Here is a 14,544-nt window from a genome sequence, read left to right as displayed (position 1 = left end):
TTTTTTTAGTTTTTTTTGAATTTTTTTATTTTGGACAAAATTTCAGTGACAACTTGGTCAATTGTCATCCTAGTTGTATCGATTTCAATTGCATCCTGGGCTTTTTTTAATGGTGAAATAGCCCGATGTGAATCCTTATAATCTCTCATTGAAATATCTTGTTCAATTTCAGCAACTGTTCGTTCGGTCTTGATGCCTCGCTGTTTAAAGTCAAGCATTCTTCTTTGAGCACGCGATTTGGCTGATGCTACTAAAAATATTTTAACTTCAGCATTAGGTAAAACAGTGGTACCAATATCGCGACCATCCATGATTACATCGGTTTTGCCAGCTAATTGTCTTTGCAAAGCTACCATTTTAGTTCGAACTCCAGCTAAAGCAGATACTTGTGAGACATTAGCCGAAATTTCAGGCGTTCTAATTTCTTGCGAGACATCTTGACCACTTACATAGACCTTCTGCACGCTATTTTCTGCTCTTAATTCAATTTTTTCATGGTCAAGAGCAGTTAAAATTGCTGCTTCATCACCATAATCAAGCTGATGCTTTCTCGCAATCAGCGTGCAGGCGCGATACATTGCTCCAGTATCAATATAAATAAAACCTAATTTTTGCGCAATAATTTTTGCGACCGTACTTTTGCCAGCTGAAGCTGGGCCATCAATTGCTATCTGCATCCCAATCAAAAAGGGACATAAAGTCCCTAACCTTTCTTTAAATTACCTTAACGTCAAATTTTGTCCCTCATCAACTTGCGCATCAATGCTTAAGTTATTGAGCTCAGCCAATTTACCAACAGTTGTATTAAACTTATCCGCAATACTAGTTAAAGTTTCACCACTCTTCACCACGTATTGTTTAGGAGTAGTCACTGTCTTAGTTTTAGGCTGTTGATTCTCAGTTTTATCAACTTTAAGCTGTTTAGTTTTCTTCTTAGTTGCTCTTTTAGCAGTAGTTGCTGTTGATTTTTTAGTCCTAGAGCTTTTATGCTTAGAAGTTCGCAGCTCAACAGCCTGTTCGGCCGGTTTAGAGTTAGTAGCCAATTGATGAACAATAGGCACAAGAGCAGCACAGATAATTAACAAAATTGCCAGCATTGCTAACCAGCCTTTTGCGCTTGAATGCTGCGCATCAACACGCTTATCAGTTGGTCGTTGATAGTATTTATATGGTTTATCTTGTGTCTGCTTCATCGAAAAATACCTCCATTTATCACTAACCCGTTTCATTTTAGCATATTTAATCTAAAAATTGGACAAAAAATCGGTCATTTTCATGACCGATTAGCAAGAATATTACCTTTTTAATCTGAAGCTATTTATTTTAGGTTAAAACGCTTTTGCACAAATGGTTTTAAATTACGTAAGACTGTTTCAAATAACAAATAAACTGCAATTCCGTTGATTGAACCTTTTAACAAATTAAATGGAACAATAATGCCAAAAATATAAGTACTCATTGATGGAAGATGAAGTAATTGACCTAAGTATACTTTTTCCGTAAAACTTAGTAATCCTGAATAACTACTAATAGCTGGCGGATTAGGAATTGATGTAACTGCATACATTGGTGTTAAAACTAGCGCATTCAGAGTTGCCAGAACAATAGTCATGGCGATGATACCCAAAATAATCCCAACAAGTGGTTTCAGATGTCGTTTCCCCATATTTTGTTCTTCTTTAGAAATGTTTTTAGTGACAAAATAAAACGGTAAAGCAAATGATAATGTGGCAAATAATGAGGCTAACTGACCAACAATACTTGGCAGGGCAATTCCCTTATAAATCAAATGAATTGCCATTCTAATTATTGCAATAAAGATACCTGGGCCCGCACCAAATAAGAAGGTTCCAATGGTAATAACAACGTCAGAGAAATCAAACTTTAAAAAACTAGCAATCGGCAGCGGAAACGCCAACTGCATCACTACAAAAGCAATTGTCCCAATCAAAACATAAGCAATAATATTAGCTAAACTGCTTGAATTTTTTCTTTTCAAAAAATTACCTCCAAAAAAGTCTGCTGCTTCTAGCAACAGACTTAATAAAAGTAAATGATTCAATTCTTCATCGTAAACCTTTAGTTTAGTCTGTCTTCTTTCATCTAGACTCTAACTATCGGTATCTTAATCGATTCCACCACAATACGTGGGTCGTGGACTCACACCACCGGTCGGGACTTACACCCTGCCATGAAGACAACAAACTTATATTCAAATTCTGTATAACATACTAATCTACATGCTTTAATCTGTCAACTTCAGCATGTGATAATTCACGATATTTACCAGAAACCAATGAATCTAAAGTCAAAAAAGCGTACTTCTCGCGCGAAAGTTTTTCTACTTGATGATTAACTGCCTTAAACATCCGTTTAACTTGATGATAATGCCCCTCATGAATCGTTAATTGTACAATTTGCATATTCTTCTTTTTGTCGCTGCGGATAATCTTAACCTTAGCTGGCGCGCTTTTGTGTTGATCAAATTTTACACCATGAGTCAACTGTGCAATTTCTTCTGGTAACAGATGACCAGTAATTTTAGCAACATACACTTTAGCAACATTGTTGCGTGGATGCATCATTAAATTAGCTAATTCACCATCATTGGTCATCAATAATAATCCTGAAGTATCATAATCTAATCTACCAATTGGATACAAACGATAAGGAACGTCTTTAAAATAATCTACTACCGTTTTTCTACCTTTATCATCATTAGCGGTAGACACGACACCGCGCGGTTTATAAAAAAGATATGTGTGCAAACTTTCGCGCTCAATCGGTTCCCCATCAACAGCAATATTGCTAAAAGTATCAACTTTAGTTCCTAGCTTAGTAACTGGCTCACCATCAACAGTTACTCGGCCTGCGACAATCATTTTCTCCGCTTTTCGTCTTGAAGCAATTCCCGCTTCAGCAATTACCTTTTGTAAACGTTGTAAAACCATCTATTCTCCTTGTTTTTTAGTCTCAGCTAATTTCTGATCCATTTGTCCTTTAGCAGCAAATAAATCCATTTGTCCTTCAGCATCAATGCTATCATCTTCAAAATCTTCAATTAATGGTAAATCAGCTAAACTTTGGTAGCCAAAATATTGTAAAAAGTAATCACTAGTCACATACAAATTTGGATGACCAGGTGCTTCCTTTTTGCCATCAGTCTTAATTAAATCACGCCAAATTAATGTTTGCAAAGCACCTGATGAATTAACACCCCGGATTTCATCAATCTCAATCCGCGTGATTGGCTGCTTGTAAGCGACAATCGATAAAATTTCTAAAGCAGATTGACTGAGCGACTTAGTAAGATCTTTTTGAAAATAATTTGTCACAATCTTACTTACTTCGGGTCTAGTTGTTAACTTATACTGATGATTAAGCTGCAATAACTGTAGTCCTGAGTCTTGATCTTGCTGCAAATTGGCTGCTAACTTACTAGTTAATTCACGTAATGCTGGTTGTTCTATTTGCAATAATTCACCTAAATTATCACTAGCTATGCCATTATCACCTGCAAGGTATAGTAATGCTTCTAATTCTGCCAATTTACTCGTCATTCGCATCAATTCTTTCTAATTCAAGATCACCAAACGTGCGCGTCTGACTCACTTTTACTTTTTGGTTTTTACATAATTCTAGCAAAGCTAAAAATAAGCCAATTACATCAGATAAACTATGCAATTGTTTGCTACACCAAAAAAAGCTAACTTTCTGATATTTGACAAGGTTACTTTCTAACAGCTCTATCATAGCAGTAATTGGCGTCTGCTCTACGTTAACTGATGCGATATCTGGTTGCCGCAATTTTAATCTTTGCCAAACAACACTAAAGGTATTAGCAAGTTGAGATGAAGTAATCTGTCCCAAAGGCAATGGTTGCACACTTTTGGTCTGCGGTACACTCTCTTCTTTAGCAACCACAACAGGTACTGACTCATTACGCTGCTTAAAATAAACTGATATTTTTTTAAAAACTGAATATTGGACCAATTGCTGGACTAACTCGTCACGTGGATCTTCGACTGGCTCATCTTCATTAACAAAATCATTTTGAGGCAATAAAGACTGGGATTTGATTCTCAATAGAGTCGAGGACATTACAAAATATTCTCCAGCAATTTGCAAATTTAACTGCTTCATTTCTTGTAGATATGCAAGATATTGACTCGTTATTTTGGCAATGGGGATATCATAAATATCAATCTTTTGACGATTAATTAAATGAAGCAGCAAGTCAAGTGGCCCTTCAAAATTTGGTAATTCTAAAGTTAAGTTATCACTCATAGTTATTATTTGTTTTTAGATATTTAGTTAGATACGCATACTCTGGTACTGCAGTTATTTTCTTCGTTGGATTATTTGCTGCCAACTCACAAATTGCTTGTGCTTGATATTTTTCTAGACGAAAATCAGGGGCAAACGAAATATAACGAACAATAACAAAATTTTGATCAAATTGTGTACCAAGCACTCCAATAAAATTAGCACTTTCACAACGGAACAAATACAACTGAAATTCAGTACTAGTTTTGTTTAAATTTATTTCATCTTTTAAATTGGCCAAGTTTTTGAAATCGGGTAAATAAGATAACAATCCCATGGCTACCTTTTCTTGATCATTCTTACATTCAATCAGCATTTAATCACCTAAACTCGTGGATGTGTCTTCGCATAAACCTGTAAAATATGCTTTTGCGATAAATTCGTATAAATTTGTGTCGTACTGATATCTGAATGTCCCAAGATTTCCTGAACAATTCGCAAATCAGCACCGTTTTCTAGCAGATGGGTGGCAAATGTGTGTCGTAATGTATGCGGAGTGACATCTTTTTTAATGCCTGCTAACTGGCAATAGCGCTTGATAATTTGCCAAACTGCCTGCCTAGACAACGATCCACCGCGATTATTAAGAAAAATAAAATCACTATTTTTACCAACTTTTAACACTAATGGATCACGAACTTTTTGCTGATAACTTTTTATCCAAGAAATTGCCACGCCGCTAATTGGGATCAAGCGCTCCTTAGAGCCTTTACCAAAAACTTTCAATAGTTTTAAATCTTCATGCAAATCATCAAACTTGAGGTTAATTAATTCACTGACCCTAATTCCAGTCGCATACAAAGTTTCCAGTAAAGCCCGATCGCGTAAGCCTAACTTTCGTGTAGTATCTGGTTGTTGCAATAATTGTGTCACTTCTGCCACACTCAACGCGACCGGCAAACGCTGTTCTTTTTTTGGCGGATCAATTTCTAACATAGGGTTGATTTTTTGAATATTTTGACGTGCTAACCATTGATAAAATTTACGTAAGCTTGAAATCATGCGACTAATTGAACTAGTTGCTTTATTCAAATCACGCTGTTGCGCCAAAAAAGCGTCAATATCAACAGCTTTAGTTGGCCAAGATGACAAATTTTCTTTTTTCAAAAAAGCCAAAAACTCAGTTAAATCTTGTCGGTAGGCCGTTATTGTATTAGCACTAAGACCTCGCTCAAGCTGACAGTATCGCAAGTAATCTTCAACCTGTTCCTGTAACTTATTCATGTTCATTATCTTCTGGATCATTAATTAAACTGATCGTGCCAGCTGTTTTATCTTCCGCAATATAATCTGCCTTTAATAGATGCCCTAAAGCTCTTTTAAAAGCAGATTTTGAAATGCCAAAGTAATTCTTGATTTCACTTGCAGCAGACTTATCGGAAAAAGGTAATGTCTTAGTTTGTTTACGTCGTAAACTCATTAAAATCATCTGAGCATCATCGTCAATCTCTTCAAAAGCTCGAGGTAAGCTGCTTAAATTTAATCTACCATATTGACTAGTTCCAATTACCCGACCTTTAAATTGTTGACCCACACGCAGCGGAGCTTCCATTTGAGAAGCATGTACAAAACCTAAGTAATATTGGCTCGTGATCACAAATGCGCCTACTTCACGACTAGAGTATACTGTAGCAAATACATCTTTATTTTTCATATCGGCCGGAAAATGTGCTGCTAACTGTTCAAAAATATTTTCATCAGCTAGCTCAGCCCAAATTCGATCTTTAGCATCAGTAATTAAGTGAACTAACAACTGATCATCTTTTTGCGGCCAATGAGTTTTATCAAATGGTAAATCATCACCAGATAAAACAACGTCTTTATCTGGTAAACCAATATCAATAAATACCCCTAATCCAAATTTAACATCTGTTACCTTGCCCCAACCATATTGGTCAGCTTGTACATGTGGTAAAAATTGCGTCATTTCACGATTATGCTGTTTATTATCATAAATAAAGCCACGAACTTCAGCACCAACTACAAGTTTTTCTTCTTGTGCAATCTCCTTACGTTTCAATTCATAAGTAATGCCCTCAATCTGGACAAAATAAGCATCCGTATTTTGATCAATTATTTTTCCAGTTGCAATCGTCCCTAGCATAATCATTCTCCTAATTTTACAGATTTCATCTTTACCTAAGTATAAAAGAAAACCATCCAAAATAAAATAGCCAGCATTGGGCTGACTACTTATTTTATTAACTTTTTTAATTACAGATTAGAAACTTCACCTTGGTAAATTGCACCACGACGAGCATCAACAGTAATCGTTGCAGCTTCAGCAATCTTTTCAGTTGCATCTGTTACACCAACTACAACTGGGATACCTAGTGATAAGCCTACAACAGCAGCGTGTGAAGTAAGTCCAGAAGCTTCAACTACCAAACCGGATGCTTTCTTAATTGCGGGCAAGTAATCTGGATCAGTCGTTTTGGCAACAAGAATATCGCCTTCTTTAACTTTACTGTTAGCTTCTTCGGCACTGTTAACTACTATAGTCTTACCAACAACTGAACCGTTACCAACGCCTAAGCCTTGAGCCAACTTATTACCAACAATTTGTAACTTCATCAAGTTAGTGGTACCTGAATCGCCAACCGGCACACCTGCAACAACGATGACTAAGTCACCATCTTTAACATAGCCATTTTCCTTAGCGACTTTTGTAGCTAATTCAAACATATCATCAGTTGATTCTGGCTTTTCAGTCAGCATTGGTTGAACACCCCAGGTAATCCCTAATGAATGCTGAATCTTTTCATCAAACGTTAAAGCTAAAATATCAGCATTAGGACGATACTTAGAAATCATTCTTGCAGTATAACCTGAGTTAGTAGCTGTAATAATTGTCTTAACACCTAACTCTTGAGCGGTCCGAACTACTGATTCACCAATAGCTTCAGTAACGTTTGAACCTTGGTATTCTTCAAAGCGTTGCAATGCCAAAGTATTACGCTTCAACAGTTCTTGTTCAGTTCTTTCATCAATTTCAGCCATGGCACTAACAGCCTTAACTGGATATAAGCCATTGGCTGATTCACCTGAAAGCATTGTAGCATCTGTACCATCAAGTACAGCATTAGCAACGTCAGAAACTTCAGCACGTGTTGGACGTGGATTTTCTTGCATTGAATCAAGCATTTGTGTAGCCGTGATTACTGGCTTGCCTAATGCATTGGCTTTCTTAATCAAGTCTTTTTGAACAAACGGCACATCGATAAATGGAATTTCTACACCCATGTCTCCACGAGCAACCATTAAACCATCTGAAACTTGCAAGATTTCGTCAGCGTTATCAATACCTTCTTGTGATTCGATCTTAGGATAAATCTTAACGTAATCACAACCAGCATCTTCACAAAGTTTCCGAATATCTAAAATATCCTGTGCTTTACGAGCAAATGAAGCAGTAATAAAGTTGATACCATGTTGCAAACCAAAGTTAATATCATCAGTATCTTTTTCAGTAATTCCTGGGAGACGCAGTTCAACGCCTGGCGCATTAACACCCTTCATAGAACCAATAACACCAGTATTTTGAGCTTCACAGACCAATTCTTTATTTTGATCATCTTTAGCAGTAATTAATAAGTCAACTAAACCATCATCAATTAAAACGTGACCGCCAACATGAGTATCATCATACAAACCTTCATAAGTAACATGAATCTTTTCTTTGTTACCTTTCTTGGAATCGTCCATTGAAACCCGAATCTCATCACCAGTGTTAATAGTGAATTTGCCACCTTCTTGTTCAGTAGTTCTAATTTCAGCACCCTTGGTATCAAGGTCGATGCCGAGAACTAATCCAGTCTCCTTTTCAACTTGGCGAACCATCTTCATTCTTGAAAGATGTTCTGCATGATCACCATGCGAAAAGTTAAACCGGAATACATTCGCACCAGCTTTTGCTAAAGCAGTAATAGTTTCAACATCATTGGAAGCTGGCCCTAACGTACTAACAATTTTAGTTTTCTTCATTATATAAAAATCTCCCCAAAAATCGACTAATTATTTAGTCATTTCTTCATTTATATCTAACAACGTCTCATCACTATGGTGCTTTTCATCAAATAAGTCAAGAATATCATGAGTATTCAACTTGCCATTCTCCATGCCGACAGCTAAACCGCCTTTACCATCAAGAAGTAACTTAACCGCATAATTTCCCATCTTAGTTGCATTGATCCGATCCGTTACAGTCGGCGAACCACCACGTTGCATGTGACCTAAGATACTAGCGCGCGCATCAAAATCACCGTACTTCAAAAGTTCATCCTTGAAGTCTTCGGCATTCATTACGCCTTCCGCTAATACGATAATACCATGATCCTTACCATCTGAAAAGCCGCGCTTCAAAGTCGTTGCAATTTCTTTAATATCGTATGCCCTTTCAGGAACAACGATGGCATCTGCACCACTTGCTAAGCCAACACGCATCGCGATATCACCACATCCACGACCCATAACATTAACAATAAAAACCCGGTGGTGACTACTTGCAGTATCCCGGATTTTATCAATTGCTTCCATCGCAGTTGTGCAGGCAGTATCTAGTCCAATAGTATAATCAGTACACGGAACGTCATTATCGATAGTTCCAGGTAAGCCAATTGAATTAATTCCCAGTCTAGTCAAAGCTAACGCGCCATGGTATGAACCGTCACCGCCAATTACGATTACTGTATCAATATCATGCTTCTTAAGTTGCTCTACTCCCTTTTCTTGCACCTCTTTTTGTGCAAATTCAGGATAGCGTGCACTATACAAAAAAGTGCCGCCTAAGTTAATTTTGTGGTCAACGTCTTCAGCAGTCAGTGGAACAAAGTCGCCAGCAACCAAGCCAGCAAAACCATAGCGAATACCAACAACCCCCAGTCCATGATGGATTGCGGTCTTCGTAACAGCTCTAACAGCCGCATTCATCCCTGGGGCATCGCCACCACTAGTTAAAATACCAATTCGTTTCATGAATTCACCTCATCAAGAATCTATTGTGTAATTTCTCACATCATTTAAATTTTACCATTATTTCAATTAAAAATCTCACCAAAATTAATAAATTTTATTGATTTAGCGGCGTTTACAGTTGTTAGCGTTAACAAAAAATTATCGTTAACATTTGCTCAAAATTTGTTTAACCAGTAAAATTAACCACTTTTAAATTAGTTAAGACGTACTGCTTTTTACTAGAATCATAGCGATCGCTTTGAACTTTGATCCCTAATAAATAAATTTGCCCTTCTTTAAGATTATTATGAACTTGGTCATAAACATTAGGAAAAATAACGACATCCTGTCTACTAGTCGAATCAGCAAAAATGCCAAATGCCATTGTTGCACCTTTTTTAGTGCGAATCAATTTCAATTTCATCAATTTGCCAACAGCTACGCCTATATCAGTGACTTCAAAATCAGCTAACGACCGAGCATGAAATTTTTGCGCATATTTTTGTACTGCTATTAGCGGTGAAGTCATCGTTGAAAAGCCCAAGACTTCAATTTCCATCTCAGCTTTTTCAGTTTTAGTTGGTGCCTGAGCGGGTTTAAGCGGAATACCACCTAAACTTTCCGATAATGCCAAGTTTTGTCCAGTTAACTCAACATTTTCAATAATTTCCTGGCAATTGACTAGCAGTTCATTACGATTAGGATTTAGACTATCAAATAAACCTGACTTAATCATAATTTGTACCAATTTAGGTTTGACAAATTTAACATCGATTTGACGCAAGAAGCCTTCAAAGGATTTAATGGTTTTATGCTTACGCAATGTAATTATTTGACTAAGTAAATCCTTGGGCAGTCCCTTAATTGCTCTTAAGCCAACCAAGATTTTGCCAGACTGCAGTTGATAGTTAAGTCCACTGCGGTTAATATCAGGTGGTAAAATTTTACCCCCTGCATTTTGCACCTGCATAATATAATCCTGACTTTTAGCGTGATTAGCCAAACTCGAGTTAAGCATCGCGGCATAAAACTCAGCTGGGTAGTGTAACTTAAGATAAGCAAGCCAAAAGGCAATCTGAGTATACGCTACCGCATGTGATCGATTAAAGCCATAATTGGCAAACTGCTCAATATAACTATAAACTTGGGTAGCAACTTGCCGCGAATGCCCTTTTTGAATAGCTCCAGAAATAAACTTATCTTTTTCTTGCTCAATTACCATTTGGTTCTTTTTTGACATTGCTCGTCGCAAGAGATCAGCTTCACCTAAAGAAAAGCCAGCTAATACTTGGGCTGTTTCCATAACCTGCTCTTGGTAAACTAAAATACCATAAGTTGGAGCTAAAATTTCTTTTAGGCTTGGATCAGGATAAATAACTGGCTCCTGCCCCTTTTTGCGCGCAATAAAAGTGGCGATATTCTGCATTGGACCTGGTCGATATAACGCATTGACAGCCACTAAATCTTCAAAATTATCAGGATGTAATTCGCGTAAAACTTTCCTGATACCACTAGATTCAAATTGAAAGACTAACTCGGTATCACCATTTTGAAATGCTTTTAGCGTCTTAGGATCATCTAACGGAATCTGCTGCGGATCAATTTTTGCACCTTGCTGATTAATCATTGCTAAGGTATCCCCTAGAATGGTTAAGTTGCGTAATCCTAAAAAGTCAATCTTGAGCAAGCCAAGTGCTTCGACATACTTCTTAGTTTGTTGAGTTACCGGAATACCCAATTGTCCACTTTGTAAACCCGAAATCCCCGCAATTGAATCATCACTGAGTACCAATCCAGCTGCGTGAATAGAATAGTGGCGCGGGAGGCCCTCTAAATTAGCTGCAGTTTGATATAGCAACTTATTTTTAGGACTTGCACCGACTAATAACCGCATTTCAGCTGAATTTTGGTAAGCTTCTTTTAACGTAATTTTACCTTTAGCATATGGGACGCTTTGTGACCATTTACTTAATTCAGCTTCGCTTAAACCAAAAACACGACCCGTATCACGCAAGGCTTGTTTAGCAGCCAGTGTCCCAAAGGTCAGAATTTGGGCTGCATGATCCATCCCATACTTATTAAACATATACTTAATGACATCATCACGACGATTGTCAGGAATATCTAGGTCAATATCGGGCATTTCGTGGCGTGCAGGATTTAAAAAACGCTCAAATAACAAATGATATTTCAGTGGATCAACCTCTGTAATCCTTAAGCTATATGAAACAAGAGATCCACAGGCTGAACCGCGACCCGGTCCTGTAGTGATGCCAACACGGTGACAGTAATTGATAACATCCCAAACGATCAAAAAATAATCGTTAAATCCCATTTGGTCAATTACTTTAAGTTCATAATCAAGCTGCTTTTGATAATTAGCCGGCACTTTATGCCCACTAAAACGTCCTTTTAAGCCCTTTTGTGCCAAATAATCGAGGTATTCTTTAGAAGTGGTAAATTTATCCTGCTGATATTTTGGCAAAACAGGTGTTTGAAAAACTATCTTAGCATGACAATCTTCAGCAATTTGCCAAGTGGTGGCTAACGAATTATCGAGTTCCAAATTATGACAGCGTTCACTAAATTCCTGGGTATCTACCAAGGCATGTGAACCTGCCTGATGGGACATCTGTTCAACATCTGGTAGCTGCTGTCCATGCTTAATTGCTTGCAATGTATGTTTTAAAAACTGGTCTTGCGGCTTTAAATATTGATTATCTTCCACACAAACTGTCTGGATTTCAAACTGTTTAGCTAATGCTGCAACATAATTATAATAGGCCGCCTGACTTTTTTGCGCATAAACTCCTAAATAAAGATCGCTAGACGATGGAATTAGCCGCATTAATTTTCGAATTAAATTATGACCAAATTGTTCGTTTTGTGCTTGCAAATTGACTAATTCACTAGTTTGATTTGCTGGCACAATGAACACTAGATCGTTCAAATATTTAGTCAATTCGATTAGGGTTAAAACTTTGTCATTAGTGCCATTCTCCGTTAATAAGTTAATCGCACTCGACAAGCGTAAAAGATTGCGGTATCCCTCATCTGTTTTAGCTAACGCAATTAGGTCATATTGATGAGCGCTATCAATTAGACCATTCAAACGTAATTGCATCCCTAATAACGGCTTTATTCCAACTTCTTGTGCGACTTCATAAAAGTTAACTAAGCCATAAGTAACATTGATGTCAGTTAGCGCAATTGCTTCATAACCATACTTTTGGGCCATCACTAACAAATCTCGAATTTTAACTGGACTTTCGAGCAGTGTATAAGCACTAATATTTTGTAATGCAGCAATCTTCATCTTGCAGCCACCTTTCTACTTAAAAATAATTATAACAAAAACCAAAACTTTAGTTTGAAAACCTGCGCAAATTTTGTTAAAATTCTCCTATGAAAGAGGGATTGTTATGGGTCGTTATCTAGTTAGTATCTTCTGGAGCGAAATCTACATGTTAATTGTAGGCTTTATTGCTGCTCCATTAACTCAAAACGCTTTTAATTTAGGAGAAGCAGCCGTCTTAGGTGTAGTCTTCGGAATATTATTCGCGGCAATTATACCACCAATTACTAGCCATTCTGTTAAAGATGACAGTGAATATTCCAAGCTTAAATAAGTAAAAATCCATTAGCAGATAACTGCTAATGGATTTTTTAATAAAAACGATAATTGGTCTGATAATCAACTTTTACTTGTTGTTTAGTCAGAAATTCTTGAAACATTTGTACATAATCTTTATCCAAAACTTCTACTATTTTATCCATGCTATATACGGGATAAAAACCACCACCCATTACCCGATAGTTATTGACGGCCAAATAATATACACGTTTATCATCAATTGGTTGGTTATTTAATGAAAATTTCGTCAATCTGTTTCCAACTGGACGTGCAATATCAGCTTGATATTCAAGTGGATAAAATACGTCAAAGTTAAACAGTGCGTGATGCCATTTGGGAGCAAATAAGACCTTACCCCCATCTTTAATTAAAAACGACAAACTATATTCTACAATTTGTCGCAATTGAGAACCCGTTACAGCTACCTTACACAACTGATTTGAAAATGGATAATTAAGTAAAATATCCCGCATTGTAACCTGCTTACCAAATCCTGGTGCAGTTTCGCTCATTACGGCAGTAGCAGAAATATCCGCTTTTGTAAAAGATAACTGCATCTGTTGCAGTAAATTAATGAATGGTGCGCCATGCAAACGTGCCTGATTGACATCACCAATTGGAGCAGCTTGATCTAATTGTGCAATTGGTTGATCTAGCCAATCCTGTGTTGCTGCGTCTAGTTTTGAACTTAGTGCAACAATCACAGGATCGGGTTTAAAATTTTCGGTTGAAATCAATTCAGTTTTCATGTGCTTAATAGTTTTAGTTGTATCATCAATTTCAATAATTACTTCAGCAACTGCTTCGCCCCGATAACCCGGTTGCACGATTGCTGTATTGTTGACAGTTAACGCTAATTGCTGATGCTGATGACCTGTTAATAACACATCTACTTCAGGAATTTTGGTTAAAATTTGATAACCTTCATTTTCTCCGGTATGCGGTTCCTGCTGCTTACCACTTACTGGGTCATCTTCAAATCCACCATGATAAATAACTGCTAAAACATCGACCTGCGGTCGCAAAAGTTTAGCATAACTTTTAACTTGCTCATAAGCTGAAACAAATTTTAAACCAGCAACATGATCTGCCGGTTCCCAATGAGGAACATATTGCGTAGTAATACCCAAAAGTCCAATTTTTATTCCCTGCTTTTCAATAATTTGATAAGGCTGGCCCATATGAGATATATCCTGCTGCATTGGTAGGATGTTGCTATTTAAAATCGGAGTATTAGTAGCTGTCAGATAATCTTTTAGATATCCTAATCCATAATTAAAGTCATGATTACCAAGACAGCGTGCATCATAGTCAAGAGCATTATAAGCAGCCGCATATTGCTTTAGCGCACTAGCTTGATTACTTGCATGAACGTATGCTGCCAAAGGAGAACCTTGCAAGCAATCTCCTGCATCGGTAACTATCACGTGATTAGCTCCATACTCAGCTCGCTTAGCTTTAACTACACTGCTCACCCGATCTAAGCCAAGCTTAGCATCATAATCAGTCTTATTTTGATAAGTAGAAGATAACAAATAGCCATGAATATCACTTGTATGCAAAAAAACTAGTTTCATTGTCTTACCTTTCTAAAAATTGTTTTTGGCCGCAAAAAAAGACACCAACCAAAT

Annotated in this window: 14 protein-coding genes and 1 riboswitch; of the genes, 1 reads left to right on the top strand and 13 read right to left on the bottom strand. The window is 37.1% G+C overall.

Annotated elements, in window-relative coordinates; genetic code table 11:
* Positions 1 to 5: 5 nt before the first annotated feature.
* From cmk to OZX59_RS01605, 12 genes are all read right to left on the bottom strand, one after another.
* On the bottom strand, positions 6 to 677 hold the full coding sequence (cmk, locus tag OZX59_RS01660; RefSeq protein ID WP_277126971.1) for a (d)CMP kinase: 672 nt from the start codon (positions 675 to 677) through the stop codon (positions 6 to 8).
* 42 nt (positions 678 to 719) lie between these two features.
* Positions 720 to 1,193 (bottom strand): LysM domain-containing protein, encoded by a 474-nt coding sequence (locus OZX59_RS01655; protein WP_277126409.1) that lies wholly within the window; start codon positions 1,191 to 1,193, stop codon positions 720 to 722.
* 125 nt (positions 1,194 to 1,318) lie between these two features.
* The gene (locus OZX59_RS01650; protein ID WP_277126408.1) at positions 1,319 to 1,999 is read right to left on the bottom strand and encodes an ECF transporter S component; all 681 of its coding nucleotides are present in this window, start codon (positions 1,997 to 1,999) and stop codon (positions 1,319 to 1,321) included.
* Between the two features lie 88 nt (positions 2,000 to 2,087).
* Positions 2,088 to 2,203: riboswitch (FMN riboswitch) on the bottom strand.
* A gap of 28 nt (positions 2,204 to 2,231) precedes the next feature.
* Positions 2,232 to 2,951: a pseudouridine synthase gene (locus OZX59_RS01645; RefSeq protein ID WP_277126407.1), complete on the bottom strand. Its 720-nt coding sequence runs from the start codon at positions 2,949 to 2,951 to the stop codon at positions 2,232 to 2,234.
* The gene (gene scpB, locus OZX59_RS01640; protein WP_277126406.1) at positions 2,952 to 3,560 is read right to left on the bottom strand and encodes an SMC-Scp complex subunit ScpB; all 609 of its coding nucleotides are present in this window, start codon (positions 3,558 to 3,560) and stop codon (positions 2,952 to 2,954) included. It lies immediately after the preceding gene.
* Entirely contained in the window at positions 3,550 to 4,287 is a 738-nt protein-coding gene (locus tag OZX59_RS01635; protein WP_277126405.1) for a segregation/condensation protein A, read from the bottom strand. The genes scpB and OZX59_RS01635 overlap by 11 nt, the downstream gene beginning before the upstream one ends.
* The gene (locus OZX59_RS01630; RefSeq protein ID WP_277126404.1) at positions 4,280 to 4,642 is read right to left on the bottom strand and encodes a reductase; all 363 of its coding nucleotides are present in this window, start codon (positions 4,640 to 4,642) and stop codon (positions 4,280 to 4,282) included. The genes OZX59_RS01635 and OZX59_RS01630 overlap by 8 nt, the downstream gene beginning before the upstream one ends.
* 8 nt (positions 4,643 to 4,650) lie before the next feature.
* The gene (gene xerD / locus OZX59_RS01625) at positions 4,651 to 5,550 is read right to left on the bottom strand and encodes a site-specific tyrosine recombinase XerD (RefSeq protein WP_277126403.1); all 900 of its coding nucleotides are present in this window, start codon (positions 5,548 to 5,550) and stop codon (positions 4,651 to 4,653) included.
* Positions 5,543 to 6,430, bottom strand: coding sequence for a S1-like domain-containing RNA-binding protein (locus OZX59_RS01620; RefSeq protein WP_277126402.1), 888 nt, complete (start codon positions 6,428 to 6,430; stop codon positions 5,543 to 5,545). The genes xerD and OZX59_RS01620 overlap by 8 nt, the downstream gene beginning before the upstream one ends.
* A 110-nt stretch (positions 6,431 to 6,540) precedes the next feature.
* Positions 6,541 to 8,310 (bottom strand): pyruvate kinase, encoded by a 1,770-nt coding sequence (pyk, locus tag OZX59_RS01615; protein WP_277126401.1) that lies wholly within the window; start codon positions 8,308 to 8,310, stop codon positions 6,541 to 6,543.
* Positions 8,311 to 8,340: 30 nt separating this feature from the next.
* The gene (pfkA, locus tag OZX59_RS01610; protein ID WP_277126400.1) at positions 8,341 to 9,300 is read right to left on the bottom strand and encodes a 6-phosphofructokinase; all 960 of its coding nucleotides are present in this window, start codon (positions 9,298 to 9,300) and stop codon (positions 8,341 to 8,343) included.
* A gap of 166 nt (positions 9,301 to 9,466) precedes the next feature.
* Positions 9,467 to 12,595 carry a DNA polymerase III subunit alpha gene (locus OZX59_RS01605; RefSeq protein WP_277126399.1) on the bottom strand — a complete coding sequence of 1,043 codons (3,129 nt, stop codon included), beginning with the start codon at positions 12,593 to 12,595 and terminating at the stop codon, positions 9,467 to 9,469.
* Between the two features lie 106 nt (positions 12,596 to 12,701).
* On the opposite strand from OZX59_RS01605, the gene OZX59_RS01600 reads away from it, so the two are divergent.
* Positions 12,702 to 12,908, top strand: a complete 207-nt coding sequence (locus OZX59_RS01600; protein ID WP_277126398.1) for a YjzD family protein — start codon at positions 12,702 to 12,704, stop codon at positions 12,906 to 12,908.
* Between the two features lie 37 nt (positions 12,909 to 12,945).
* Here the strand turns inward: OZX59_RS01600 and OZX59_RS01595 are convergent, their stop codons facing one another.
* Positions 12,946 to 14,490, bottom strand: a complete 1,545-nt coding sequence (locus OZX59_RS01595) for a bifunctional UDP-sugar hydrolase/5'-nucleotidase (protein ID WP_277126397.1) — start codon at positions 14,488 to 14,490, stop codon at positions 12,946 to 12,948.
* Positions 14,491 to 14,544 lie beyond the last annotated feature (54 nt).

The organism is Lactobacillus sp. ESL0681 (genome assembly GCF_029392835.1).
Classification (GTDB): Bacteria; Bacillota; Bacilli; order Lactobacillales; family Lactobacillaceae; genus Lactobacillus.
This window is presented reverse-complemented; position numbering and strand designations above follow the sequence as displayed.